Source organism: Spirochaetae bacterium HGW-Spirochaetae-1, from assembly GCA_002839375.1.
In the GTDB taxonomy this organism is placed as follows: domain Bacteria; phylum Spirochaetota; class UBA4802; order UBA4802; family UBA5550; genus PGXY01.
Genome location: PGXY01000010.1, coordinates 99,306 through 122,735, shown reverse-complemented (window position 1 = coordinate 122,735; position 23,430 = coordinate 99,306). Strand labels below are relative to the sequence as shown.

27 protein-coding genes and 1 tRNA gene are annotated in these 23,430 nt (G+C 49.4%); 3 read left to right on the top strand and 25 right to left on the bottom strand.

Translation table 11 applies throughout. The annotated features are described in order from the left end of the window. Nucleotides 1-14: 14 nt before the first annotated feature. The 14 genes from CVV44_19405 to CVV44_19340 form a co-directional block, all read right to left on the bottom strand. On the bottom strand, nucleotides 15-1,229 hold the full coding sequence (locus tag CVV44_19405; protein PKL35700.1) for an alcohol dehydrogenase: 1,215 nt from the start codon (nucleotides 1,227-1,229) through the stop codon (nucleotides 15-17). A gap of 39 nt (nucleotides 1,230-1,268) precedes the next feature. Continuing rightward, nucleotides 1,269-2,936 carry a thiamine pyrophosphate-binding protein gene (locus tag CVV44_19400; GenBank protein ID PKL35699.1) on the bottom strand — a complete coding sequence of 556 codons (1,668 nt, stop codon included), beginning with the start codon at nucleotides 2,934-2,936 and terminating at the stop codon, nucleotides 1,269-1,271. 47 nt (nucleotides 2,937-2,983) lie between these two features. Continuing rightward, on the bottom strand, nucleotides 2,984-3,346 hold the full coding sequence (locus CVV44_19395; GenBank protein ID PKL35698.1) for a hypothetical protein: 363 nt from the start codon (nucleotides 3,344-3,346) through the stop codon (nucleotides 2,984-2,986). 40 nt (nucleotides 3,347-3,386) lie between these two features. Further along, nucleotides 3,387-4,373: a hypothetical protein gene (locus CVV44_19390; GenBank protein ID PKL35697.1), complete on the bottom strand. Its 987-nt coding sequence runs from the start codon at nucleotides 4,371-4,373 to the stop codon at nucleotides 3,387-3,389. A gap of 21 nt (nucleotides 4,374-4,394) precedes the next feature. Beyond that, on the bottom strand, nucleotides 4,395-4,964 hold the full coding sequence (locus tag CVV44_19385) for a hypothetical protein (protein ID PKL35696.1): 570 nt from the start codon (nucleotides 4,962-4,964) through the stop codon (nucleotides 4,395-4,397). Nucleotides 4,965-5,095: 131 nt separating this feature from the next. Beyond that, entirely contained in the window at nucleotides 5,096-6,163 is a 1,068-nt protein-coding gene (locus CVV44_19380; protein PKL35695.1) for an AraC family transcriptional regulator, read from the bottom strand. A gap of 48 nt (nucleotides 6,164-6,211) precedes the next feature. Continuing rightward, nucleotides 6,212-6,622: a FosX/FosE/FosI family fosfomycin resistance thiol transferase gene (locus CVV44_19375; GenBank protein PKL35955.1), complete on the bottom strand. Its 411-nt coding sequence runs from the start codon at nucleotides 6,620-6,622 to the stop codon at nucleotides 6,212-6,214. Nucleotides 6,623-6,633: 11 nt separating this feature from the next. Beyond that, complete coding sequence (locus CVV44_19370; GenBank protein ID PKL35694.1) at nucleotides 6,634-8,160, bottom strand: spermidine synthase; 1,527 nt, start codon at nucleotides 8,158-8,160, stop codon at nucleotides 6,634-6,636. Further along, nucleotides 8,160-8,438, bottom strand: a complete 279-nt coding sequence (locus CVV44_19365; protein ID PKL35693.1) for a DUF350 domain-containing protein — start codon at nucleotides 8,436-8,438, stop codon at nucleotides 8,160-8,162. Before CVV44_19365 ends, CVV44_19370 begins: the two co-directional genes overlap by 1 nt. Nucleotides 8,439-8,498: 60 nt before the next feature. Further along, nucleotides 8,499-8,693, bottom strand: a complete 195-nt coding sequence (locus CVV44_19360) for a hypothetical protein (GenBank protein ID PKL35692.1) — start codon at nucleotides 8,691-8,693, stop codon at nucleotides 8,499-8,501. A gap of 51 nt (nucleotides 8,694-8,744) precedes the next feature. Continuing rightward, a complete protein-coding gene (locus tag CVV44_19355) occupies nucleotides 8,745-10,142 on the bottom strand; it encodes a hypothetical protein (GenBank protein PKL35691.1) in 1,398 nt (465 codons plus the stop codon). A gap of 69 nt (nucleotides 10,143-10,211) precedes the next feature. Beyond that, the gene (locus CVV44_19350) at nucleotides 10,212-10,817 is read right to left on the bottom strand and encodes a hypothetical protein (protein ID PKL35690.1); all 606 of its coding nucleotides are present in this window, start codon (nucleotides 10,815-10,817) and stop codon (nucleotides 10,212-10,214) included. A gap of 10 nt (nucleotides 10,818-10,827) precedes the next feature. Beyond that, nucleotides 10,828-11,955 (bottom strand): antifreeze protein type I, encoded by a 1,128-nt coding sequence (locus CVV44_19345; protein PKL35689.1) that lies wholly within the window; start codon nucleotides 11,953-11,955, stop codon nucleotides 10,828-10,830. Beyond that, nucleotides 11,956-12,483: a hypothetical protein gene (locus CVV44_19340; protein PKL35688.1), complete on the bottom strand. Its 528-nt coding sequence runs from the start codon at nucleotides 12,481-12,483 to the stop codon at nucleotides 11,956-11,958. 243 nt (nucleotides 12,484-12,726) lie between these two features. On the opposite strand from CVV44_19340, the gene CVV44_19335 reads away from it, so the two are divergent. Continuing rightward, nucleotides 12,727-13,446 carry a hypothetical protein gene (locus CVV44_19335; protein PKL35687.1) on the top strand — a complete coding sequence of 240 codons (720 nt, stop codon included), beginning with the start codon at nucleotides 12,727-12,729 and terminating at the stop codon, nucleotides 13,444-13,446. A gap of 13 nt (nucleotides 13,447-13,459) precedes the next feature. On the opposite strand, the gene CVV44_19330 is transcribed toward CVV44_19335, so the two are convergent. After that, nucleotides 13,460-13,795, bottom strand: a complete 336-nt coding sequence (locus CVV44_19330; GenBank protein ID PKL35686.1) for a hypothetical protein — start codon at nucleotides 13,793-13,795, stop codon at nucleotides 13,460-13,462. A 187-nt stretch (nucleotides 13,796-13,982) separates the two neighbouring features. Between CVV44_19330 and CVV44_19325 the strand changes: the two genes are divergently transcribed. Together CVV44_19325 and CVV44_19320 are read left to right on the top strand one after the other, a co-directional pair. After that, nucleotides 13,983-14,345: a cell division protein gene (locus CVV44_19325; GenBank protein ID PKL35685.1), complete on the top strand. Its 363-nt coding sequence runs from the start codon at nucleotides 13,983-13,985 to the stop codon at nucleotides 14,343-14,345. An 11-nt stretch (nucleotides 14,346-14,356) separates the two neighbouring features. After that, nucleotides 14,357-15,049: a hypothetical protein gene (locus CVV44_19320; GenBank protein PKL35684.1), complete on the top strand. Its 693-nt coding sequence runs from the start codon at nucleotides 14,357-14,359 to the stop codon at nucleotides 15,047-15,049. A 76-nt stretch (nucleotides 15,050-15,125) separates the two neighbouring features. On the opposite strand, the gene CVV44_19315 is transcribed toward CVV44_19320, so the two are convergent. From CVV44_19315 to CVV44_19270, 10 genes are all read right to left on the bottom strand, one after another. After that, nucleotides 15,126-16,073 (bottom strand): electron transfer flavoprotein subunit alpha, encoded by a 948-nt coding sequence (locus CVV44_19315; GenBank protein ID PKL35683.1) that lies wholly within the window; start codon nucleotides 16,071-16,073, stop codon nucleotides 15,126-15,128. 13 nt (nucleotides 16,074-16,086) lie between these two features. Continuing rightward, nucleotides 16,087-16,857: an electron transfer flavoprotein subunit beta gene (locus tag CVV44_19310; GenBank protein ID PKL35682.1), complete on the bottom strand. Its 771-nt coding sequence runs from the start codon at nucleotides 16,855-16,857 to the stop codon at nucleotides 16,087-16,089. Between the two features lie 171 nt (nucleotides 16,858-17,028). Then, a complete protein-coding gene (locus CVV44_19305; protein ID PKL35681.1) occupies nucleotides 17,029-18,726 on the bottom strand; it encodes a proline--tRNA ligase in 1,698 nt (565 codons plus the stop codon). A 274-nt stretch (nucleotides 18,727-19,000) separates the two neighbouring features. Next, complete coding sequence (proB, locus tag CVV44_19300; GenBank protein PKL35680.1) at nucleotides 19,001-20,107, bottom strand: glutamate 5-kinase; 1,107 nt, start codon at nucleotides 20,105-20,107, stop codon at nucleotides 19,001-19,003. Further along, nucleotides 20,085-21,089 (bottom strand): GTPase ObgE, encoded by a 1,005-nt coding sequence (locus CVV44_19295; protein PKL35679.1) that lies wholly within the window; start codon nucleotides 21,087-21,089, stop codon nucleotides 20,085-20,087. The genes proB and CVV44_19295 overlap by 23 nt, the downstream gene beginning before the upstream one ends. A gap of 89 nt (nucleotides 21,090-21,178) precedes the next feature. Further along, entirely contained in the window at nucleotides 21,179-21,439 is a 261-nt protein-coding gene (locus tag CVV44_19290; protein ID PKL35678.1) for a 50S ribosomal protein L27, read from the bottom strand. Between the two features lie 30 nt (nucleotides 21,440-21,469). Beyond that, nucleotides 21,470-21,766 carry a hypothetical protein gene (locus CVV44_19285; GenBank protein ID PKL35677.1) on the bottom strand — a complete coding sequence of 99 codons (297 nt, stop codon included), beginning with the start codon at nucleotides 21,764-21,766 and terminating at the stop codon, nucleotides 21,470-21,472. An 80-nt stretch (nucleotides 21,767-21,846) separates the two neighbouring features. Further along, complete coding sequence (gene rplU / locus CVV44_19280; protein ID PKL35676.1) at nucleotides 21,847-22,161, bottom strand: 50S ribosomal protein L21; 315 nt, start codon at nucleotides 22,159-22,161, stop codon at nucleotides 21,847-21,849. A gap of 45 nt (nucleotides 22,162-22,206) precedes the next feature. Then, a tRNA-Met gene (locus tag CVV44_19275) sits at nucleotides 22,207-22,280 on the bottom strand. A gap of 109 nt (nucleotides 22,281-22,389) precedes the next feature. Then, nucleotides 22,390-23,430, bottom strand: coding sequence for a sensor domain-containing diguanylate cyclase (locus tag CVV44_19270; protein ID PKL35675.1), 1,041 nt, complete (start codon nucleotides 23,428-23,430; stop codon nucleotides 22,390-22,392).

Genomic DNA, 23,430 nt, shown 5'->3' with positions numbered 1-23,430 from the left:
CCGATACGGATAGTTTATTCAAACCGTACGGCCGTCTTCATGGCCCGGTGCTTTGACTTCGCGAGATTAACTTCCATCATTTCTTTGTACTTTTCCAGGGAAAAAGTATGAGTCAGCATATCTCCCACAAGAACTTTTTTCTCGGCGATCATGTCAAGGGCGATCCCAAAAACGGGACGCGAGATTCCCTTCCATGTATTCCATCCATAGGCGTAGCATCCCTTCAGCGTCTGAAGCTTTAACCACAGGGGCGTCATATCCAGTCGTACATCATTACCGATGCCAAGAACCGACAGTGTCCCGCCCGCAGCCAGGACGCGCATGGAGCGGGACAGGGTTTCCTTAGATCCCACCGTGTCAAAAATACGGTGAAAACCTCCCATAATGACGCGTTCTCCCAGGAGAGGTTTGTAGGCCCGTCCCCCCGTTATTTCCACTGCTGCATCGATGATATTCCCTGAAACGACATCATCGGCCCCGCTCATCCGGGCATATTCCGCTGCCAACGATGAAGGATCGGCAACGGTAACATGACAAGGGAGCCCCATACCGCGCATTACCCGCACTATGAGAGCGCCGATTACTCCCCCGCCGATGACCAGCACCTTGTCGTCCTTCTCCGGTATGTTGTCCAGAACGGCCTGGAGAGCCACGGCCAGGGGCTCCGTGAGAACAGCCTCTTCGGGTAAAACACCTTCCGGCACGGCAAAGAGCTGGCTCCGGTGAGCGACCAGGTACGGTGCGAATCCGCCGTTAATATCCCTGCATATCCCCGTGAAGAGGCCGGGGGCCAGGCTTCCCTCGGCGTAATTCTCACAATTGGACGTCTTACCCTTTTGACAGCTCTGACAGGGTGGACATATCCCCCTTGTCTCACAGTTCAACTGGGGAGATACGACCACCATCTGACCCTTCTTCCAGGTCCCGGCACTACCGCCGGTTTCCACGATACGGCCGCATATCTCGTGGCCGGGAACGCAGGGAAAGGAGGTAAAAGGCATTGCCGTGGGCGAATCCTTCATCAATATCAGGTTTAGATCACTGCCGCAGAAACCGCACAGAACGGTCTTTATTTTTACCCATTCCGGCGAAGGAAGACCGGGATCGGGAATATCGCCAAGCCCGATGGATGCAAAAGGGCCGCTGTAGCAGAACCTCCTGCTTACGGGCCTGAGGGCCTGCAGCACGGCGTACCTGGCCGGTTCTGCCTTGAAAACAAGTGCCTTCATACAATTTCCTCCATGCAGTCTTTCATTCCTGTACGCTCCTTACATCTTCAACGACTGGTAAAAAAGCGGCGTCGCCGGGCTCGTGACCGTAGGGTCAGTGACGACATTTATACATGCCGGCTTTCCCGAAGCGAAGGCCCTTTCCAGGGCGGGAATTATATCCTCATCCCTCTCCACCAGCTCTCCGTAACCACCGAGCCCTTCAACCATTTTCTCATAATGTCTCATGCCCAGTTCTGAACACTGAAGCCTGTCTTTCCCTATTGAGAGTTCCTGGCTGTGCTTGATCATTCCCCAGGCGCAATCGTTGTTAATAACGCATACAATGGGAATATTATGGCGGACCATGGTGTCGAATTCCATACCGTTAAACCCGAAAGAGCCGTCGCCGTTCAAGAGAAGCACCTTCATATCGGGTCGGGCAAGCTTAGCCGCCATGGCAAAGGGAATCCCGGTCCCCAGGCATCCCAGGAGCCCCGAGGCAGTGCCGATGACGCCGGCCCGGTGGCGCGAAGAAAATCCCGTGAGCCCGAAGTAGACCGTATCTCCACCGTCGGAAAGGTAGAGCGCGTCATCTCCCAGGTATTTGAATATCTGCGCCGCAAGGCGGATTGGATGAATGGGCGATGACACGGTTTCACGCATCCTCAATTCATAATCGAGAAGAGACCTGCCTGCCGACTTCAAAGCGGTTACCCACGATATATGATCACCTTTTTCGACAAGAGGTGTCAGCTGGGCCAGGACCGAAGCGGCATCACCCACGAGTCCCACATCGGCAACACGGTTCCGGTCGATCTCGTGGGGATCGATATCAATGCGTATCACCTTTGTTCCCGCCGGTATTATGGCCCCGGACTGGAGTATCCAGTTGAACCGCAGTCCCGCGGCGATGATAACATCGGCCTGCTGTATGGAAGTCATGAGGCCGATACTGCCGATGTCTGAAAGGGAAAGGGGATGATTATCAGGGAGCTCTCCCCTGCCGTAATTGAGGAGTTGAAAAGGAATGCCCGACTTTCCAATAAATTCCCCAAGGCACTTCGAGCAGGAACTGAATCCCACGCCGGTACCGCCGATAAACAGGGGTTTTTTTGCCTCATTGATGATTCGTGCAGCCGACCTTAGCTCCGCATCATCGGGATGAACGGTATATTTCCGGGCAGGCCGTGCAGGCATGGGAGCCTCTGATTCTTCAATTTTTATATTCAGAATATCGGGAGGCAGTTCAAGAAATACCGGGCCCGGCCTTCCCTCTACGGCCTGTCTGAAGGCTATGGAAAGATATTCGGGAATTCTCCTGATGTCATAACAGGTGGCTACCCATTTTACCACGGGCCTCACCATATCGATCTGGTTAATCTCCTGCAGGGCGCCTTTCAGATCATCACGCAGTGGATGCCTTCCGCACAGAACCACGAGAGGAGCATTGTCGAGAAAAGCATTGGCAATACCCGTAATTGCATTGGTAAAACCGGGCCCGGCCGTTACAAAGCACACTCCCGGTCTGCCCGTATATACCGACCAGGCATGGGCCATCATTGCCGCTGCCTGTTCATGACGCACATCAATGGTGCGTATGCCGTATTCGGTGAAACCGTCAAGCATAGACTCGATGTGCCCTCCCGAGATACCGAAAACAATTTCGGTTTTCTCCACTTCCTTGAGATATTTCCCCACAAGGTGTCCGCCGTTTATGATCGTCATATTTTCCTCCGTAATATTTTCATAACAACTGTCGATTAGCGTGGTCTTTACTGCATTGCCAGTTTTACTCCATCATTGAACCACTGGGCAAAAAATGCCATTCCATCCAGTTTCATCTTACCCGCTGCTGCGGCCAGAAAAACGGCCTCATCGCTCATGGAAGACATGACCCTGAAGGCTGTTCCCGCATCGGACCAGACAATGGCAGCATCATAGGGATGCCCTGCCCCCCTCAGTGATGATACAGTCCCGCGATCGAAGATAAAGAGCCTTCCCTGCTTTCCCTTGCCGGTCTTTATCATGATCCTGACCTTATGAATATTGCCCACATAGTTGCGGTAGGCCTGTTTCTTTTTCGCGGCCCTTTTCAAAATCCGGGACAGAATAAAAAGAAGTATGGAAAATCTCATGACGTTCTCCTTTTATCATTTTTACTTGTTATGCCGACAGCTACCGGGGAATCCTGTAGTTTTCAAGGATCCATTCACCGGTCCTTTTCATAGCCTCTTCATATGATACGACGGTTTTCCATCCCAGATCCTTTTTTGCCTGTGATGTATCAACGTCATTATCCCTTCCCATGACTCCCACGGAAAGCCTGGTCACGGGAGACCGGGCGTGAATCAGGTTAAAAAACTTTTCCATAATCCACCCAACTGTCCAGGCCAGCCCGAAGGGGATGCTGCCCTTCGGTTTCTTCCCTATATAACGGCCCAGGTCCTCGATATACCGTTTCCAGTTCACTTCCCAGTCGTCACGGAAATGATAGGTTTTCCCGGCGGCCACGGGCGATACGCCTGCACGTATGATGCCGTCCACCAGGCTGTCCACATAGACAAAGCTTGAACTGTATTTCCCCCCATCAAGAAGAGGCACACCGGTCCTACCTTGAAGCCTGTCCAGAATGTCGCGAACCCATACACTGCCGGGACCGATAACATTGGCAGGACGAACTATAATGCTCACGATTCTCCCCTCTGCGTGATAGCGCCTCACCAGGATTTCTGTGTCGGCCTTGGCGTCGTTATAGGGAACGCCCGATTTCCGTGGATCGTCCGTTTCCAGCGCTCCCTTCAAATGGCGGCCCATTCCCAGGGCGGCGATTGAGCTGAGATAAACGAAACGCGATGCTTTCCCCGCCGCTTCATCCAGCAGATTGGCCGTGGTATCATAGATGGCCCGGTAGAACTGTTTTCCGGTTCCCCAATCGGTGACACGCGCGGCGCAGTGGAAAATTGTATCAATGCCGTCGCAGAGACCACGCAGGGTTTCTTTTCCGGTAAGGTCTCCCCGCCGGATTTCCACACCGATTTTCTCCAGCATGCCCGTATCCTCACTGATCATGGCCAGCGCCCGCACAGCATGGCCCTGCCTGACCAATTCCCTCACCAGGACCGATCCGATAAATCCCGTTGCCCCCGTTACCAGTGCTTTCATATCCCCTTCCTGTATTACTAATCAGATGGATTCAGTGTCACCCGTGATACGGCCCAGGTTCACCACCCATTGGGGCATCCCCAGGTTTATCCCGAATGCCCTGGTTTCAATAAGCTCCAGAATGAAACCGGCTCTCTCCAGTGTATCGAGATAGGCATATTTTGTCACTCCACCCCTGCCGAAACGTATTGTTCCGGTCTGCAGAGCTTCTATGCCTCCTTTCTTAAACAAGGCGACTTTCTTCTCCAGGTCAGCCACGGTCACTCCCAGATGGTGAAAACCCTGGCCGCCAATACCCAGTACTGCATTGTACACATTTTCTTCACCGCAATCCTGCCGTATCAGCTCCACCTGCGTTTTTCCCCAGTAGCCCACGGCGATATCGAGCCTCTGTTCAACGGGTTTGCCCCGATAAAAACACTCCTCCCCGTTGATCCTGGTGCTGTACCATTTTTTAATATTCAGGAGCGACCGGTAATACCGGACGGCCTTATCCAGATCATTGACTATTACCCCAACCTGAGAAATGGCTGGCAGACCCATGGAGAGCAACAGATGACTCTCCCCGGCGGAAATTTCATTGAATTGCATTGAGAATCCCCCTGTAGAATATTGTTCTCCGATCCGGAAGAATTCCCGGCATGAACAGTAGAAAACCTATCATGCGCTGATGATCGCGTCGACCGTTCTTATAAATTCGAACATAAAACGACAGTTATTTTTCAGCGCTGGCGGAATTCCGTTGGGGTTTTACCGGTTATTTTTTTAAATGCCGTGTTAAAGGATGATTTGGAATTGAATCCGACCCGGTAACAGATCGAGGTGACGCTGGCTTCCCTGTGCTCCATGAGAAGTTTCTGAGCCTCTTCAATGCGGTACCTGTTGATGCAGTCATGAAAACCGGAACCCTTATGTTCATTGAGGAATTCCGATAACTGGTGCGGTGTCAGGGATAACCTTCGGGCCACGGAAGACAGGGAAATCTCGCAATCGAGAAAAAGCTTATCCTCCCTCATAAGATTGTCCAGGCCTTCATGGATTGCGGCAGTGTCGATGCCACTGAGCATTGATTTCTCATAGCGTTTTTTTCTGATCTCCATTTTCAGAGAATTGAAAAACTGCGGAACTATACGCAATCCCAGGTAGATGTAGATATGTACGCATACATTCAGCACACTGCCGCCGATAAACAGACCGGGAATATCAAAAACAAAGCCGAAAAACAACATGGCGACTATGAGAAAAACAACAAGCGCGATAGACCCGATAAAATGAAATTCTCTCTGGTTTTTTTTAAAACCCGTGTCGAGGAGGAATACCTTCAGAATAATTAACATGTATACCAGCACATGGAGAGAAATGAACGCAAAAGGCACAATCAGAAAATGTCCGTCCCGCCCGTTGAAAAATGCCGTGAGCAATTCATGTTTAAAAGCAAAGGGCTGGACCTGAAAAAATATCTCGACGAACAGGCACAGGAAAAAGGGAACCAGGTGCAGGTGCGTCCGGTAGAGAACTGGCTGCCCCGGATACAGCAGGTAGTGGTAGTAGAAAAGATTCAGCGGCCCAATGATGAGCAGCGAAGAGGGAAAGAGAAATATTGACGATGGATATTCCAGCGGCAGACCAAGAGCGACAAGCCCGGTACCGAGAAGGATGAAACTGTTGAAAACATAAAACAGGACCGGCATGGAAATAATTTTCTTTGAAGACAGTATCGACTCAAAAGCCCGAAGGAGGCAGAGGCCGAAACCGAAGAATGTAATCTCTATGCCGATATGCGTGAGCATGATAACCTGCGGGAAGCTTTCCCATTCCTGAAACGGCAGTAATTTGTTTTATCCAGGCTGGACATAGGCTTCCACCCTCTCGTTACAATCGCCCGCATGCAGTTCAAACAGATGATTGTCGTAGTCATAAAAATACAGCGACTCCCCCTCGCCGGGTACTCTGGGACGGGACTGCATGATTTCAAGTTTCAATTCTTCAACCATATCATGATAGCGGGGAAGATCATCGCTGGAAACCCGGAATGCAATATGATTATACGTCTTCTCCGCCACGGGATCACCTTCCATCAGGGCTATCCATAGTTCACCTATCATCAGAAATTTTTCCCGTGTGAGAGAATGATACCTGTCACCGCTGGAATAAACTTCCCTGGCGCCGAAAAGATAAGTGAAAAGATGTGCCGATCTCTCCAGATCCCGGACGATGAAAGTAATATGACTGATTCCCTGTATCTTCATCATCCCATCAATCAATAGTCAACGTTCTTCCAGCCCTTGATATAATAGGTATAGAGGACCGGCCGGTTAAAGGTATTAATTTCCGTTGATATTTCTCCACAGTCGGGTGGAAAGTGCTGTGACTGGACAAACGTCTCCCTCGTAAAAAACCGGAGTCCCTGCCGCGAAACATCGGCATCTTTCGGTTTTATTTCCGAGAAGGAAGCCATGTTATACCCCCAGTCACCGAAGGTGGGAACAAAAACGTGATAGGGAACTACATGGGGAAAGACCTTTTTCATAGTGTTGTGAATGCACCAGAAGGCCTCGCGGGCAAAGAGAGGCGACGTGGACTGGGAGACGAAAATGGCCCCCGGGGCCATGGAACGCTTCACCAGCTTGAAAAACTGTACCGTATAGAGCTTTGAAATGGTCTCATCATGGGGATCGGGGAAATCAGCAATTATAATATCAAAGGTCCGTCCGCTTTTCACAAGAAAATCATAGGCATCGCCCGCCACGACATTCACCTTTGGGTGGACCAGGGAATTCCCGTTAATTCTTTTCAGGCTTGAATTGTTCCGGGCCAGGTCGAGCATCATGGGGTCCAGTTCCACCAGGGTCACGGAGCGTACATCGTCCTGCTTGACGAGCTCCCGCAACGCCAGGCCGTCACCGCCACCCATGACCAGAACCTGTTTATCGCCCTTTCCGTTGAACGCCAGGGGAGGATATACCAGCATCTCGTGATAACGGTATTCATCGTATGTTGAAAACTGCAGCGATCCGTCGAGGTAAAGCCTGAAATCGTCGCCGTTCCGGGTCAGCACTATCTCCTGGTACGTGGACCTCCGTGAGAATACGATATCATCATAGTAAAGCCTTTTCTCCAGAATATCGGTCACGACACCCGACTGAAGCACCAGCACCGTCAGGATACCAACGACAACGAGAGGATAAATATAATCGATGCGCCGTTTCCCGGAATATTTAATCCGCGTGACAATAATCACGGCCACCGCCGCATTGGCTATACCGATGACCAGGGACGTCATGATCCTCCCCAGGAAGGGAAAGAGAACCAGGGGGAAAAGCAGCGATCCGGCAAGGCCGCCCATATAGTCCAGGGTGAGCACGTTGGAAAGAACATCCTTAAGAGAGCCGTAGCCGCGGAGAATCCTCGTCAGCAGTGGAATCTCCAGGCCCACGAGCATCCCGATGAAAGAAAGCAGAAAGACATGGAGAAGATAAAAGGACGGCGAAAAGCTGAACAGGTAATTGAGTATGATGACCGAGACGCCGCCCACGAGTCCCAGGGTCACCTCTATCCATATGAAGTTCCTCAGGATATTCTTCAGCACGTACCGTGAAAGCCAGGAACCCAGCCCCATGGAACTGAGAAAGACACCGATGGTGATGGAATACTGCTGCACCGGGTTCCCCAGCAGATAAGTCGCCAGTGAACCCAGAACCAGTTCATACGTTATGCCGCAGAGAGAAAGGACAAAGATCGAGAAAAGAAGGATCCTCTGCTGTGAAAGGGAAAAATTGTCTTTCACTACTTATCGGTCTTCATTTCAACCTGCGCCGGCGCCTTTTTCACCGGGTTGGAGCCCGACGGCGTTGCAATAACGGACGCAATGATAATGGAAATCCCAATGATGACGGAACCGATAATAAGCCCCAGGGCGATATTCTGATCATCCTCAATTTCCTTCTTGATTGAAAAGGGAGAGAAAAGTGTTATAAGCAGAAAGCCGATCCCCATTATTATAAGCCCGATAAAAGAATACACCACCGTATCGAGAATGCCGTAAAGATATTGTCCCCATTCCATTAATACTATCCTCCTGATTTAATATGATTGCTCTGCAAAAAATTCTTGCCGGTGGACCAACTACTTCCCGCCGCCGCGAAAACTTCCGGAACCCATGCGCGTTCCGTAGTAGCCGCTCCCCATCCGCAGGGATTTGCGCTGCTCACGGTGTTTGGAAATATAGTATTTTCCTGCCCTGGGATATCCCACATAAAAATGCGACAGGGCAAATCCCCCCGACAAGAGCACCAATGCCAAAGCTACACTTTTTATCATCACCCCTACCCCTTTCCGGACTATATAACCGGTTTAACAAATAATCAAATATCAATCACTTCCCACCTCGAAAGGAAGCGCATTGTAAGTGGCGGCCTTCGACCTGTTCAGCATGAAAAGAATAAAAAATATCACAAAAAGAATTATAAAATACCGAACACTCCCGGCGCTGCTCAGGGCGATCTTTACCGAATCGACATTCCGGGCATTCTTGCTGTAAAGCTCCAGATAGGCAAAATACCTCCCTGCCTCATCGAGAACAAAGCTCGACGATGCGGACAGGTCGTTTTCATGCCAGCGGCCATCGCTGTCGTATCCTTCCTCGTCCCAGAAATCCCCGTTTACGACATAGGATTCCACGGGCTCCTTCTGAGCGTCTATCTCCGTGAGCATCTCCTTCAGTTCATTAAAATCGGTCATATTATCCGTGACCTGGTTGAGCCGGTCTTCCTGTATAAGCATGAGCCTGAAGGATTCCCATTCCTGGCTGAGGGGCTGCACCGCCTCGTCGATGGATACGCTGAATTCATAGAGCCTGTCGGGTTCGGGGATCTCAAAGGGGCCGTACAATACCTGGCTGAAATAATTTGCCCCGCCCTCATCCTGCATGTAGACATTGGTGGAAATCACTTTTGTCATGGCCATTATATTCTCTATGGCGCTGCCAGATGAGCACTTGTAAAGAGCCATCACCAGGGACACCAGCATGACTGCCAGATACACCCGGGATTTCCACGTGAATTCTTTTCTTTTCTTTATGGTGGCGTCATACATTTCTTTATACTGATCGCCGCCAAAGGCATCGATTATCTGTTTATAGGGAATGCGTTCACCCTTGGTAATCGAAACCTCTTCATCGGATTGTTCTATGGTATAATTGCAGCCGTCTTTTTTAAAATCGTAAAGAGTGACGGCCTCGCCGATTTCCGGACTCCAGGGCAGTTCACCCTCGGCGTAAACGATCCTCCCGATATAGGCCTCGCTCTTCGATATTTTTTTTCCTTCAAACTCGATGCTGCTGCCGCTGCTCTCGAGATCGATCGTTTCGGGGATATATTCCTCATAGGAGTGGACGTCGCCGTCTTCTTCAACAAAATAATGGTAGGCCCCCTCGGCAGTGATGGCTAGCCACTCGTCCCAGGTATCCAGTTCATACTCATCCTCATCCTGGTACCTGAGTCGGCCGATTATCTCGTATTCCACGCCGTTCAGTGTCCCCTTGAGGCCCAGTTTAAAAACCGACTTGTCCTTGTCGGTGATGAAGCTATCGGCAAAATATGCGTAATATTCCTGGGTGTGCTGATCGTATTCCCTGCCGCAGGAAAGACACCTGGCGATGGGTATCTGCTCCTCGTCCTCATCATCGCCTTCGACGCGATAGCTTTTAACTATATCTCCGCCGCAATCATGGCATTTCAAGGCTTTCAGTTTTTCCTGTTCATCGCCCATGATCAACCTCTATCCCTATTCATATTCAGCATAACAGCTAAAAACATTCCGATAGCCGCAGCCGGTACATCACGCACCAACAACGATATCCCTTTTCAACAACGGCCTTCCGGTGAAAAGCTCCACTTCATTTTCAGAATATTCTATGGATACCTTTTTCCCTTCTCCCACACCGTCGATAAAGGTAACCTCCGTTCCCGGTTCAACATAGTAATAGAGCTCACCCTCACCGCCTTCTACAAAGGCCTTGCCGATTTCCTTCACCATGATCTTTTTACCGGCCACGTTGATATTCTGCCCGGCACGCAGGGTAGCCACATCGGGGATATCGGCGGCATCGTACATTTCGCTGAAAAGAGTGAAGGCTCCTTCATCCTCGGTGAGCCAGGCCGTTTCGCCGTCGTGTTCTATAAACCATTCGTTATAGCGGCCCCAGTCACCCTTGTACTGCATCCTGCCCAGGGCAGAAAAGGGCTTTCCCAGGATGGTTCCGCTGCATCCTACGGAAAGGATCGAAGGGAAATCAGCCAGTTTCGGGAATTTGCCCGATTCGCTGAGACTCCCTTCTCCTTCTATCTTCAGGTGAGTGCCGCAGTAGTTGCATACCAGGACCTTGCTGAACCTGTTGTTGATTTCCACGGGAGCCCCGCATGACGTGCAATTGAGTGATGCCATGCCTGTACTCCTATTCCTGTTTTGATCCGCATTCGGGACAGAATTTCGCCCCGGGCTTGAGCTTCGCCCCGCACTTCACGCATGCCGCTTCCATCGTATTGGCGCCGCACGAGGGACAGAACTTGGCATCGGCCGGCATCTTCGCCTTGCATGCCGGGCAGGCCTTTTCAACTACCATGGGTTTGCCGCACGATGCACAGAATTTGGCACCGGCTGTATTGGGTGTATTGCAGGCCGGACATGCCACCTGTCCCTGCTGTCCCTGGGTCTGCTGTGCGCCTCCCATGGTCTGGTTCATCATCTGTCCCATCTGGTTTCCCATGCCGAAACCCATTCCCGCTCCCATCATGCCTCCGGCCATTCCCTCATTGGAAGCGGCTTTTTCCATGGTATCGAAGGTACGTTTCGTCTTGTAATCTTCACCCATAATATTGATCTCGGCCTTGTCAGACAAGGCCTTTTTCAGCCGTATTACATTCTCGTCATCGTCGGGGATATTGATGGATTCCAAGGCGAAGCGGACCAGCTCCACGCCGAAGCTGTTAAAATCCTCGACGATCTTCGCTTTTCCCGCTGTTCCGATTTCATCATAATATGCCACGATGTCAAATATCATCACGTTCTGCTTTATCATAAACTCGGCGATGAGGTCCTGCAGCTTGGGCAGGATGATCTGATCCCGCAGGGCCGTGCCGATAGCGTCGGTGTTGAAGGCCTGCCAGGTACCGATAGCCATGATCAGGAACGGCTTGATATCCCTGATCCTTATGGAATAATTGCCGAAGGCCCGGACCGGAATCGGCACATTGAATTTCCGGTCCATGATCTGCATTGCCTGCTTTGTTCCCCACTTCAGGTTAGGAATTTCGGTTTTATTGATGAAGTATATCTCGGCCGGGAAAGGGGTCTTTCCGCCAAAGGGCAGATTTATAAGCTTCTCCAGGATGGGGATATTTCCGGTCTTTAGCGTGTGTCGTCCCGGCCCGAAGGAATCCAGGGCTTGCCCTTCCTTGAAAAGAATTGCCTCCTGGTTCTCCATGACAATGAGCTGGGCGCCCAGGGATATGGCCCCTTCCTGGAAACGGAAAATGACTTCATCCTTTTTATTCTTCCACTCAACAACATCTATCAACGCCATTTATATTACCTCCATTATTACGTCTTTGCGGTCATCAAGGGCCTTGTCAAAATCCCTGATCATATTTTTAATTTCTCCGTATTTCTTTTTCAGTTCATCATCGGCGAGCGATTCCAGGGAACCGGCAATTCCGCCAACTGCGGCCAGGCGGTCCACGAGCCGCCAGTCGTACTCCAGGAGCCTGTTCATGTCATCGGGGCCAAGCTTGATCCTGCTGAGCGACGCCGTGGAGCCATAATCGGCGTGAAGACATTTTTTATAGACTTTCTCAATGAGCAGTGTCAGCGGCTCCAGGTCAGCCAGAATTGCCGTCCTCTTCTCACGAAACATTTCGGCTGAATGACTTTCAAGCTCATCTTTAAGCTTTTTCAACTGGCCTGCGCTGTATTCCCGTACAATCCTGTCGGCATTGTACATTTCAGTTTTTTCTACATAGCCTTCGTATCCCGGCAGCTGACGGGTGATCCTGTCCACCAGGTCCCTGTTGGCCGAAATTCTCTCCTTGAGCTTGTCCAGATCGGGTTTCATGTCTGTTTTCTCCCTTATTTATGATAGTTGTATCAATCGTAAATGCATTTGGTCCTGCATCTCTGTAAAGTTTTAGTGAAGGTACAGCACGTACAATCCGCCGGTCAAACAGACTGTTATTTTATACCTCACGCAAAATAAAAAGTCAAGATAATAACTCAAAATTATCTCCCTCAATGCGTTAATAGTTTTTAAAATGGCATATGATATACCTTCCAGTCATACTTGACATTTCTAATAAAAATGCTATTCTATACGTATGTGAGGATTAACCGAAGCAATTATACTATTAGGTCCATCAGGAGAGTTTTAGTTATGAAAAAAATATCGATTTTTCTTTTGCTCTTATTGGTTTCTTTTTCTTTTGCCTGCACAAAAAGGAGCAGGATTGAGGCGTTGATCAATGCCTATTCCGGCAGGGTCACCGTAAATAAAATTCCAGTCATGGGAAGCGGCATTCCCGTAATATTCGGAGACCGTGTGGAGACGGGAGATAAATCCTTCTGTACTATTCTTGTGGGGGATAAAAATATCTTCCGCCTGGGGGCCAATTCATCGCTGGTTTTCAATATATCACAGGAAAAAAACATATTGCTGCTGGAGAAAGGCTGGTTCAGCGGAGTGACCCGCAAGGCATTTACCCGGCAGGCCCGATATCTTATTCAAAGCCCGACGATTACAGCCAGCATCCGCGGCACATCATACTGCGCAAAAGTTGAGGATACGGCCAATACCTATTTCTGCGTCTGCAACGGATCAATTGATCTCGCCGACTCCCTGACCGGGAACGGGGAAACCGTTTCGGCTTCCCACCATACGGCACGCCGATTCACCAGAGACAGAAAAGGGAAAATCACCGTTGACCGGAATCCCGGCATGCATTACCACGATGATGCGGGAGTGGAATCCCTGGCAGGAGTTATCAACGAAAAGATCGACTGGACTGCACCCGACGGAAAATAATCCCACGGAAATTTCACTCGTTCCCGTCTTCGCCCTGTTCGATAGCCGTATGGATCTGCAGAAGCAGGCCCATATAGGCATCGCGGGTCCCGATGAACTGCATCAGCAATTCGGAATCCCGGACCTCTTTTTTCAATTCGTTCATCCTCTCCTCTTCATATGTTTCTATAATGTCGCCATTCTTCCGGCGCACCTGCAGTTCTTCGGCATATGAAGTGTATGATTCCAGCGTACGCACGGCATCTTCATTTTTATCAAGCTTCAGGAGCATCCTCTGGAAGTTTTTATACACTTCAGTATCCTGAATCATGATTCCCAGTTCATTGGCTGTTTTTAAAATATCATCCACTCTCCCCTCCCGATTGAAAAAGCATCGTGTCGATCAGTTTACCTGCTCCCCGTATCCGAATCAAGAACATATTTAAAAATGTTTATTCCTTCGAGGCAGAATCCCTTTTTGTTTGACATATGGCGACAACAATTCTATTGTATACGGAAACCGGTTATATCCGGGAAAGAATCTGACGGAGAAAGAAATGGCTGATATAAAAGAAAAAGAGATAGTAGAGGACGAAAATAAAATAGATACGGTTATTGCCGATGACATTCATTTCCGGGGCAGCCTGAAATTCAAGAATTCCCTGAAAATCAAGGGAATCTTTGAGGGAAAAATCGAGACGGACGGGCACCTCATCGTGGGAAGAGAAGCAACGGTCAGTGCCGATATAAACGCCAGGATTGTTTCCGTGAGCGGTATCGTCAATGGCAAAATACGGGCCTCCCAGAAAGTGGAACTCTTTAAAAAGAGCAGAAGCGGCTGCGATATGATCGCCCCCGATCTGTCCATTGAGAGCGGATCTGTATTCAATGGAACTATAATTATGGAAGAAAAACAATAACAGGATACACCATGAAACGTACCCTGAAAGGAATCTTTGCATTATTTATCGTCTGCTATTTTTCCACATCTGTTTTTGCCTCAAAAATCCCCATCGGCCCTGACCTGGCCTTTGGCCTGGGCGGTTCCTTCGGTGTATACAACGCTCTTGCCGTAAAAGGCGATGGTATGAAGTATCATCCCGACTTCGGATACCAGGGCGGCCTCATCATGGAGAAAATGTTCTCCAACCGGTACGGCATCCACACCGGTTTTTGGTTTACCTATGGAACCATCTCCTTTGACATGACTGACACCAGCGGAACCATACCCGATGCGGCCTTCGACTTCATGTCCGTATCCGTACCGGCATTGTTTATTTTTTCATTCAATGCAAAAAAGGTGTCACTGAACCTCCTGTCGGGCTTCACCCTCAACCATTTTATCTATTCCCATATGCGGTATACCGATTCCACAAACGTGGATCACTCCTCCGATGTACTGCACTACCTCAACTATGTCAACGTTGCCGTAACAGCCGGTTTTAACATTAAATTTCACGTTTCCCAGTTCAGTGATTTTTTTATCGGTATTCTCGGTGATTTCAACTGCCTCGAAATGCTGCGGGATACACATGGCGATGATATGAGCTATGTCTACAGCGGAAGGGTCATCTCAGGAGTCATGTTCCGCACCGATATCTTCCCCATGATGAAAAGAAAATAAGCCTGCTTACAGAACAATAAAAAAAGCCGCCCCGGATTATTCCAGGACGGCTTTTATATTTTCAGTCTGAATTTTCTTACAGTTTATCCATCATGGCAGGGATAACCTCGAAAAGATCTCCCACGATACCATAGGTGGCCAGGTTGAAAATAGGAGCTTCAGGGTCTTTATTGATAGCAACTATACACTGAGATCCTTTCATACCGGCTACGTGTTGGATGGCGCCCGAGATACCTGCTGCGATGTACAGGTCCGGAGCAACAACTTTACCTGACTGACCGACCTGACGGGCGGCTTCTGTCCAACCCGAGTCAACAACGGGACGTGATGCAGCATATTCGCCGCCCAGTTTCTTTGCCAGGGGAATGATGACGTCCTTGTATTTATCTCCGTCTTTGCAGCCGCGGCCGCCGGCAACTATGATTTTTGCCTGGGAGATATCTACAGAACCGGCCATGGTGGCCACGATTTCTTTAACCGTTGTTCTTACACCGCTGATTGAGGCTGAAACTGCAGTAACAGATCCTGCTCCGCCTGCAGCTTCCATATCATATGCGCCTTTTTCGAAGGTAAAAACAAATTTATCGGTTTTAACTTTCTTAACTTCCTGGATTTTGCCGTTGAATACGTTACGGGTTACAATGACCGCTCCGCCTTCACCCTTGACATTGACACAGTTGGAAATGATGGCACCGTCGATGGCCATGGCAACTTTCGCTGCGAAGTCAACACCGTCATAGCTCTGGGCTATGAGAAATCCTTTCACATCCTGGGCCGCAACGGCCTTTGCTGCCTGAACATATGCGTCAGACGTATATTTTTCCAGAGCCCCATCGGTCACTGAAAGAACTTCAGGAATATATTTTGCCACTTCCTGCGCAATACTGTCATCTTTACCGAAAACCGCAGCCGCGGCCGTGCATCCGAGTTCGGAGGCGAGTTGTTTCGCCGCTTTGCACAATTCCAGCGTGCTGTCGGCTAATTTACCACTTCTATGCTCTGCAATAACTACTATTTTAGCCATATCAAATACCCCCTTATATCACCTTAGCTACGTTTTTCAGTTTGTCAACGAGAGTTGCCGCTGCAGTTGCAGGATCACCCGTGAGGATTTCAGCCTTGTGCTCGGAAACAGGAAAGTACATTTTAACAAACTCTGTTTTTGCCGAGGCACTCACGCCAAGGTCGCCGCCTGATTTAGCATCCAGTCTTTTCTTCTTGGCTTTCATGATTCCAGGAAGGGTCGGATATCGGGGCTCATTGATACCTGATTGAATTGAAAGAACAGCCGGAGCGGAAAGACCGATTACTTCATTCAGTCCACCTTCGAGCTCACGGTTAACTGTCATGTCGGTTCCCTCCATGACCAGTTTAACTACGTTAGTAACACTGGGCTGGTTCAGCATTTCGGAAATCATAACACCGGTAACAGCTGACTGATCATCTTCGGCCTGAACACCGGTAAGAACCAGATCAACACCGCCAATGCTTTCAATTGCTTTTGTCAGAGCTGATGCAATGACAAAATTGTCGCCTTCGAAAACCGCCGGGTCGTTGATATGAATTCCCCAGTCAGCTCCCATAGCAAAGGCCTGTCTGATGTCTTTTGCAGCCCTTTCAGGACCAGCAGTGACGATAATAACTTCTCCACCAGCTTTTTCTCTTAACTGAAGAGCAGCTTCAACAGCATAGTTGTCAAAATCATTGATTTTGAACGCTATTTGTGACTCGTCAACTTTGCTGTCGTCAATGATCTTGAATTTTGATTCCATATCTGGAACCTGTTTCAGACAAACAACAATCTTCATCGTTATACTCCCTTACGTTTAGTTTTTATAAACAATTACAATGAGTCCTTATACAATTCTTATAAGCGATAAATAAATGTCAATATTAATCGACTTCTATCTGTAATTTTTTAGACAAACAAATTTATAGTATAAGAGAGTTCACCGGGTTTTCTTTGCACTATTCTCCTCTTAAATCAGCGTTTTTATCTTCTCCACGAGGGTATTGGATTTGATTTTTTCCAGATCTTTTGAAGTCCTGAGTTTGATTTCTATATCCCCGTCCTGAAAAAAGCTTTTTCCCACGGTAATACGAACAGGAATACCCATGAGATCAGCGTCGGCGAATTTGAAACCCGGACTTGCCTTCCGGTCATCGTAAAGCACATCGATGCCGTTGTCCAGGAGGAGCGAATAAATCTCCTCCACCCGGTTAATCTCATCGTCATTTTTGGCCAGGCCCACGAGGTGAACATCAAAGGGGCTTATGGACTGCGGCCAGACTATCCCCCTCTCATCATAATGCTGTTCAACAACGGCTGCCATGGTCCTGTTTACACCGATACCGTAACAGCCCATGATGGGCATCACAGCTTTTCCCGATTCGTCCAGGACCGATACATCCATGGATTTTGTATACTTGTATCCAAGCTTGAATATGTGACCTACCTCGATGCCCTTTTTTACATACATGGCCGCACTGCATCGCGGACAGGCATCGCCCGCAACGGCCGAGGTTATATCAAAGGCCTCTTTAATCTGCAGATCCCTTCCCGGGTTGACGCCGGCAAAATGTTTATCACGGGCATTGGCGCCGGTTATACCGTTTGAAATATCCTTCACGGCGATATCATAAACCGTGCGGACCTTCGGTCCTTTCACCGGTCCGGCAAATCCCACGGGTGCTCCCGTCACTTCCTCCACGACAGTGTCCGGGGCCAGTTCCAGTTCAGCGGCTCCCAGGACATTTTTCAGTTTATGCTCATTTATTTCCCGGTCGCCGGGAACCACGGCCATGATTGGCTTGCCGTCGGCAAGATAGATAATGCTTTTCATAAATATGCCCGCCGAGGCCTTGAAGAAGTCCACCAGCTCATCGATGGTGCGCACCGCCGGTGTATCAACAATCTTCAGCTCCTGCAATTCCCCTGCGGAACCGGCCGTTTCTTTCCTTTTATACTCAGCCTTTTCCTGGTTCGCACGGTATCCACAGCTGTCACAGAGAAGCAGGTATTCCTCGCCTACCTCCGAAGCCACCATGAACTCCTCGGAGTTGCTTCCCCCCATGGAGCCCGTATCGGCCTCAACGGGGATGGTATCCAGGCCGCAGCGCTCGAATATTTTCCTGTATGCCTGGCGCATGGACTGGTATGATTTCTCCAGCCCCTCGTCGTTCAGGTCAAAGGAATAGGCGTCCTTCATGATGAATTCCTTGCTGCGTATGACGCCGAAGCGGGGACGTATCTCGTCGCGGAACTTGGTATTGATCTGGTACACAGTGACGGGAAGGTCACGGTATGACGATATGATTGAATTTACCACGCTGGTGAAGGCCTCTTCGTGCGTGGGAGCAAGTGCGTATTCCATGCCGTTGCGGTCCTTTATGCGAAACATCTCGGGCCCCATGGTATCCCATCGCCCCGACTGCTTCCAGAGATCGGCACTGGTCATTTCGGGCATAAGGAATTCCAGGGCGCCGGTGCGGTCCATCTCCTCACGGACGATGTTCATGATTTTTCGTAAAACGCGGAACCCCATGGGCAGATAGACATACATGCCGGCCGATTCCTTGCGGATGAGCCCGGCGCGCATCATAAGCCGATGGCTCGTGACCACGGCATCGGAGGGGTCCTCTTTCAGGGTGGGGACCATATATCGTGACAGTTTCATAGTGACTCCTTTTCTGAGATAATCAAATCACTTGTAAAGGGGCACTTTTTTGTGTCAATTCATTTTATCAAGTAATATAGCGAAGAAAAAATCAACCACAGGGGCACAGAGACACGATGGTTCTATGGTCCCCCGGCGGAGAAATCTGCCGCTTTTTATAAATGAAATTCCGCCGCCCCCGAAGGGGGCTTAAAAAAAAGGATCTGATACTTTAACCCCTGCCAGGGGTGGCAAGGGCAGTTAATATATGGCTGGAATTCTTTTGCCGGGGTAATCAAAATATTATCATATCATCGCGGTTGATGACTTCTTCGAAGTAGGTACTTCCCAGGATTTCCCGGATATGCCTTGTATTCTTTCCCTTTATGCGGTCCAGTTCTCCACTGTTATAGTTCACGATACCTTTACCCACAACAGCGCCGTTTTTGTCGGCGAGATCAACGGCCATTCCCATATCAAAGGTTCCGTCCACAGTGAGTATTCCCGAGGCCAGGAGGGACTTTTTCTTGTTCACCAGGGCGTCCACAGCCCCGTCATCCAATACCAGCGTTCCCCGGGCCTTGCGCAGGGCCACCCATTTCTTCCTGCTGGAAAGACGCTTCTCGTTGCCGATGAAAATGGTGCCGATATTTTCACCCTTCATTATTCTCTGTACGGCCTTCTCCTCACAGCCGTTGGCGATGATCATCTTCTCACCAAAATGAATGATCATCTCGGCGGCCCGTATCTTGGTCATCATCCCGCCCGTGCCGTCAGCGGACCCCGACCCACCGGCGCGCTCCAGTATCTCCGGGGTGATCTTCCTGATTTCCTCAACGGGTTTCGCATCCGCCAGGTCCCAGAAGAAACCGTCCACGTCAGACAGGAGAACCAGGAGATCGGCATCGATCAGGCTCGCCACATGGGCCGAGAGCGTATCATTATCGCCGAACTTTATTTCCTTGACCACGACCGTATCATTTTCGTTTACAATGGGGATAACATCGAGTTCCAGCAGGGCCTCCATGGTATGCCGGGCGTTGAGGAAACGCCGTCGGTGTTTCACATCATCCTCGGTGAGGAGTATCTGCCCCACGTTGTATCCCTTTTTTATGAAATGTTTGCGGTATTCGTTTATGAGGATGACCTGCCCCACGGCTGCCATGGCCTGTTTTTCCGGAATGCTGAGGGTTTCGCGCTTTTTATTGATCTGGCCGGCACCGGCCGTTATGGCTCCCGAAGAAACTATGATCACCTGGTAGCCCTGTTTTTTCACTGCGGCGATATCACTGACAAAGCGGGATATCTTATCACCGGAGATTTTCCCCCCTTCGGTGAGAGAGGATGTGCCGATTTTCACTACAATACGGCGGACGTTTTTAATCAGTTCCCTGCGTGGCATTGTATTCTTCCATCAGACCATCAAGAATTTTTAAAAGAGTATCGATATTCTCCCCTTCCAGAGATGAAATGGGGATCACTATTTCCGGCTCCAGCTCGCTGATTTTTTCAGCGAGTTCAGTTTCATCGATAAGATCTATTTTGGTGAGCAGAATATAGGCGGGCCGTTCAAGGAGATTTTCATTGTAAGTCTTCAGTTCGGCCTTCAGCAATTCCAGGTTGTATTTGAGGTTTTCTCCCGTGCAGTCAATGAGATACAGCAGGGCCCGAACCCGGTCAATGTGCTGCAGAAATGACAGTCCCAGTCCGTGCCCCATGTGCGCGCCTTCGATTATACCGGGAATATCGGCAATACTGTACACTATATCTCCCCGTTCCACGATCCCCAGGTTGGGGATCAGGGTGGTGAAGGGGTAATCGCCAATTTTCGGTTTTGCGTTAGTCAACACCGAGAGAAGCGTGGACTTTCCCGCATTGGGCAGACCGATGAGACCGATGTCGGCGATGAGCTTGAGATTGAGGTGAAGCGTCACCTCTTCGCCGGGCATTCCCGGCTGCGACATACGCGGTGTCTGGTGTGTCGATGATTTAAAAAACGCGTTTCCCTTGCCGCCGATGCCTCCCTCAGCCACCATGCAGATATCCCCGTCATTGACCAGGTCTATGATCTCTTCATCGGTTTCTGCATTGATAACCTGTGTTCCCGGCGGTACGGAGATGGTCAGATTTTCTCCGTCGGCACCGTGCCTGTTCTGGCTCGAGCCCTGGTGCCCCCTCTGCGCCTGGTACAATTTGTTTTTAAAAAAATGTGAAAGGTTGTAATACCGGCGGTCCGCCTGGATATACACGCAACCGCCCTTCCCGCCGTCGCCGCCGTCAGGCCCGCCCTTGGGAGCGTACTTCTCCCGCCGGAAGGAAAGCGCTCCCGCTCCGCCGTCGCCGGCTTTCACATGTATTTCAATTGTATCGGTAAACCTGGGCATATATCATTGTCCATAAATAACAAATCGCGTACAGAAGTATCCATACGCGATCCGCGGTATATTATTACGAGTTGTATTCAAAAATAAGACTACTGAGCAACGGGATAGATGGAAACCATTTTCCTTTTTTTATCATATCGCTCAAAAGTCACAACACCGTCAATTTTCGCAAAAAGTGTATCGTCACCGCCGCGGCCCACGTTGTTGCCGGGATGAATTTTCGTCCCGCGCTGCCGTACCAGGATGGTACCGCCGGTGACAACCTGCCCGCCGTATCTTTTAACGCCCAGTCTCTTGGATTGGGAGTCGCGTCCGTTTCTTGTTGATCCGCCGCCTTTCTTGTGTGCCATTTTCTTCTCCTTCCTTATATCAGACTATTATCATATTTCGTTGGATTCAAAAATCACAGTCAGTGCTTCATCGGCCGTTCTCTTGATTTCGAGAATTCCAATGATAAAAAAATTGAGCATGGTAAAAAGTATTTCCAGTTTTTCCGGCAGGGATTCTCCAAGTTCAATCTCTGTCCGGAGAAATCCTTCCCGCTGATCCACTTTCTGGGGAATTCCCGCTATTCTGCTTATACCGATTACCAGGGTCCCTGCCAGGACAGACACCGCCGCGCACACAGGATCATTTCCCTTTACTCCCGCGCCTGCGTGTCCTTCTACCTGGACCATTACCTTTTTCCGACTGTCATCCTCCAGTACTACTCGATCATCATATGCTATATTTGATAACGTAATCCGTATCAAACTATTCAGCTCACCACCAGATCTTTGATCTTCAACTGAGAATAATTTTGTCGATGTCCCAGAGTCCGTGTATAATTTTTTCTCTTCTTGAATTTTACTCCGCGGACTTTTTTACTTTTGATATTCTTGATGAACTGAACCTTCACCTTGACACCCGCGAGATAGGGCTGGCCGACTTGTACATCATCGCCATTGGCAAAAAGAATAACTTTATCAATATCAAAATCCTCATTTTCCTGTCTGTCAAGTTTATCAACTTCAATGGTGATATCCTTCTCAACCTTATACTGTTTTCCGGCAATTTCAACTATGGCGTACATTTTATCACTTCCTCTCTATATAATGTGGGGTTTTTCCCCCATATCTGGGCCCACAGGGATTCGAACCCCGGACCTACTGATTATGAGTCAGCCGCTCTAACCGACTGAGCTATGGGCCCTGAAGCAAACAAGATGTCATATAGTACGCGATGCGGGAATATGTCAACAAAATAAATGATAAATACGGGCCCATTCCGGGGTTTTATGCGACATAATACGTTTTTTTTCTTACATGAACGAAACCGTGTTGCGGCCGCTGTTCTTCGACATGTAGAGCGCCTTGTCAGCCCGGGTGATGACATCTTTTTTGCTTTTATCACTGTCAATATCCATCTGGGTGAGCCCCACGGAAATGGTGACATTGAGGTGCTTGTCCTCGTACCGGATAATTTCGGTGCTGATATTCTGCCGTATCCGTTCCGCCACGATAAGGGCCTCGGTCATATCGGTCTTGGGCAGGATAATGGCAAACTCCTCCCCCCCGTACCGGGCCGCTATGTCCATGGGACGGATATTTTCCTTCAGGAGATTGGCCACGACCTTGAGTACGTGGTCTCCGGCGGAGTGTCCATAGGTATCGTTAAACTGTTTAAAATGATCGATATCGGCCATGATGAGAGACAGAGGCCGGTTGAACCTCACTGTGCGTTCAAATTCCTCCTCCATGGCTGAATGGAAGTAGTGATGTATTTTCAGCTTAGTCATCATGTCCGTGGTGGCCATCTCATAGAGGCTGGCATTATGAATGGCTATGCTGGCCAGGGATGCAATATTAAGCAGATATTCCTTCTCCACTTCACTGAACCCACCCTGGTTGATCCGTTCGCCCAGTATTATGATTCCGTTCATATGTCCCTTCCCTACAAGAGGGACCACCAGGCTGGGATCAAGCCGATGGAGCACTTCAAGGGCCGATGATTGAAAACCATGTATTTTTAATTCCGGCATGGTGTAACAGCGCGAGAATGATTCCATGAGTCCTGTCATTGAATCTTCGTAGGAAAATTCATACTCCTGGGAGTGGTCTATTTCAAAGCCCTTATAGTTGCGGTGCAGGACAAAATTATCAGAACCGATACCGCGTTTGAGAAAAATACCGGCTTTTAAAAGCTGCATCTGCCCCATACAGGTCAACAATATTGACTCGATGAGGGTGTTATAATCAAGGGTGGAATTAAGCCCCTTGCTTATCTCAATGAGCTGCTTCAGATCATAAATCTTGCGCTCGTATTGTTCAATTTCTATTGGCCAGGTTATTTCCATGTCCAT

Excerpts from the sequence above, each read along its gene's own strand:
- CVV44_19400 (PKL35699.1), bottom strand. The coding sequence starts at position 2,936 with ATGACGATCATAAACGGCGGACACCTTGTGGGGAAATATCTCAAGGAA.
- CVV44_19285 (PKL35677.1), bottom strand. The coding sequence starts at position 21,766 with ATGGTCCAGGTAGAAGGACACGCAGGCGCGGGAGTAAAGGGAAATGAT.
- CVV44_19355 (PKL35691.1), bottom strand. The coding sequence starts at position 10,142 with ATGGGCGATGAACAGGAAAAACTGAAAGCCTTGAAATGCCATGATTGC.
- CVV44_19385 (PKL35696.1), bottom strand. The coding sequence starts at position 4,964 with ATGCAATTCAATGAAATTTCCGCCGGGGAGAGTCATCTGTTGCTCTCC.
- CVV44_19320 (PKL35684.1), top strand. The coding sequence starts at position 14,357 with ATGAAACGTACCCTGAAAGGAATCTTTGCATTATTTATCGTCTGCTAT.
- CVV44_19380 (PKL35695.1), bottom strand. The coding sequence starts at position 6,163 with ATGCTCACGCATATCGGCATAGAGATTACATTCTTCGGTTTCGGCCTC.
- CVV44_19395 (PKL35698.1), bottom strand. The coding sequence starts at position 3,346 with ATGAGATTTTCCATACTTCTTTTTATTCTGTCCCGGATTTTGAAAAGG.
- rplU (PKL35676.1), bottom strand. The coding sequence starts at position 22,161 with ATGTACGCCATAGTTGAAATTGCCGGAAAACAGTATAAGGTTGAGAAG.
- CVV44_19390 (PKL35697.1), bottom strand. The coding sequence starts at position 4,373 with ATGAAAGCACTGGTAACGGGGGCAACGGGATTTATCGGATCGGTCCTG.
- CVV44_19365 (PKL35693.1), bottom strand. The coding sequence starts at position 8,438 with ATGGAATGGGGACAATATCTTTACGGCATTCTCGATACGGTGGTGTAT.
- CVV44_19350 (PKL35690.1), bottom strand. The coding sequence starts at position 10,817 with ATGGCATCACTCAATTGCACGTCATGCGGGGCTCCCGTGGAAATCAAC.
- CVV44_19325 (PKL35685.1), top strand. The coding sequence starts at position 13,983 with ATGGCTGATATAAAAGAAAAAGAGATAGTAGAGGACGAAAATAAAATA.
- CVV44_19290 (PKL35678.1), bottom strand. The coding sequence starts at position 21,439 with ATGGCACACAAGAAAGGCGGCGGATCAACAAGAAACGGACGCGACTCC.
- CVV44_19340 (PKL35688.1), bottom strand. The coding sequence starts at position 12,483 with ATGAAACCCGATCTGGACAAGCTCAAGGAGAGAATTTCGGCCAACAGG.
- CVV44_19360 (PKL35692.1), bottom strand. The coding sequence starts at position 8,693 with ATGATAAAAAGTGTAGCTTTGGCATTGGTGCTCTTGTCGGGGGGATTT.
- CVV44_19315 (PKL35683.1), bottom strand. The coding sequence starts at position 16,073 with ATGGCTAAAATAGTAGTTATTGCAGAGCATAGAAGTGGTAAATTAGCC.
- CVV44_19270 (PKL35675.1), bottom strand. The coding sequence starts at position 23,430 with ATGGACATGGAAATAACCTGGCCAATAGAAATTGAACAATACGAGCGC.
- CVV44_19295 (PKL35679.1), bottom strand. The coding sequence starts at position 21,089 with ATGCCCAGGTTTACCGATACAATTGAAATACATGTGAAAGCCGGCGAC.
- proB (PKL35680.1), bottom strand. The coding sequence starts at position 20,107 with ATGCCACGCAGGGAACTGATTAAAAACGTCCGCCGTATTGTAGTGAAA.
- CVV44_19375 (PKL35955.1), bottom strand. The coding sequence starts at position 6,622 with ATGAAGATACAGGGAATCAGTCATATTACTTTCATCGTCCGGGATCTG.
- CVV44_19405 (PKL35700.1), bottom strand. The coding sequence starts at position 1,229 with ATGAAGGCACTTGTTTTCAAGGCAGAACCGGCCAGGTACGCCGTGCTG.
- CVV44_19345 (PKL35689.1), bottom strand. The coding sequence starts at position 11,955 with ATGGCGTTGATAGATGTTGTTGAGTGGAAGAATAAAAAGGATGAAGTC.
- CVV44_19305 (PKL35681.1), bottom strand. The coding sequence starts at position 18,726 with ATGAAACTGTCACGATATATGGTCCCCACCCTGAAAGAGGACCCCTCC.
- CVV44_19335 (PKL35687.1), top strand. The coding sequence starts at position 12,727 with ATGCTATTCTATACGTATGTGAGGATTAACCGAAGCAATTATACTATT.
- CVV44_19310 (PKL35682.1), bottom strand. The coding sequence starts at position 16,857 with ATGAAGATTGTTGTTTGTCTGAAACAGGTTCCAGATATGGAATCAAAA.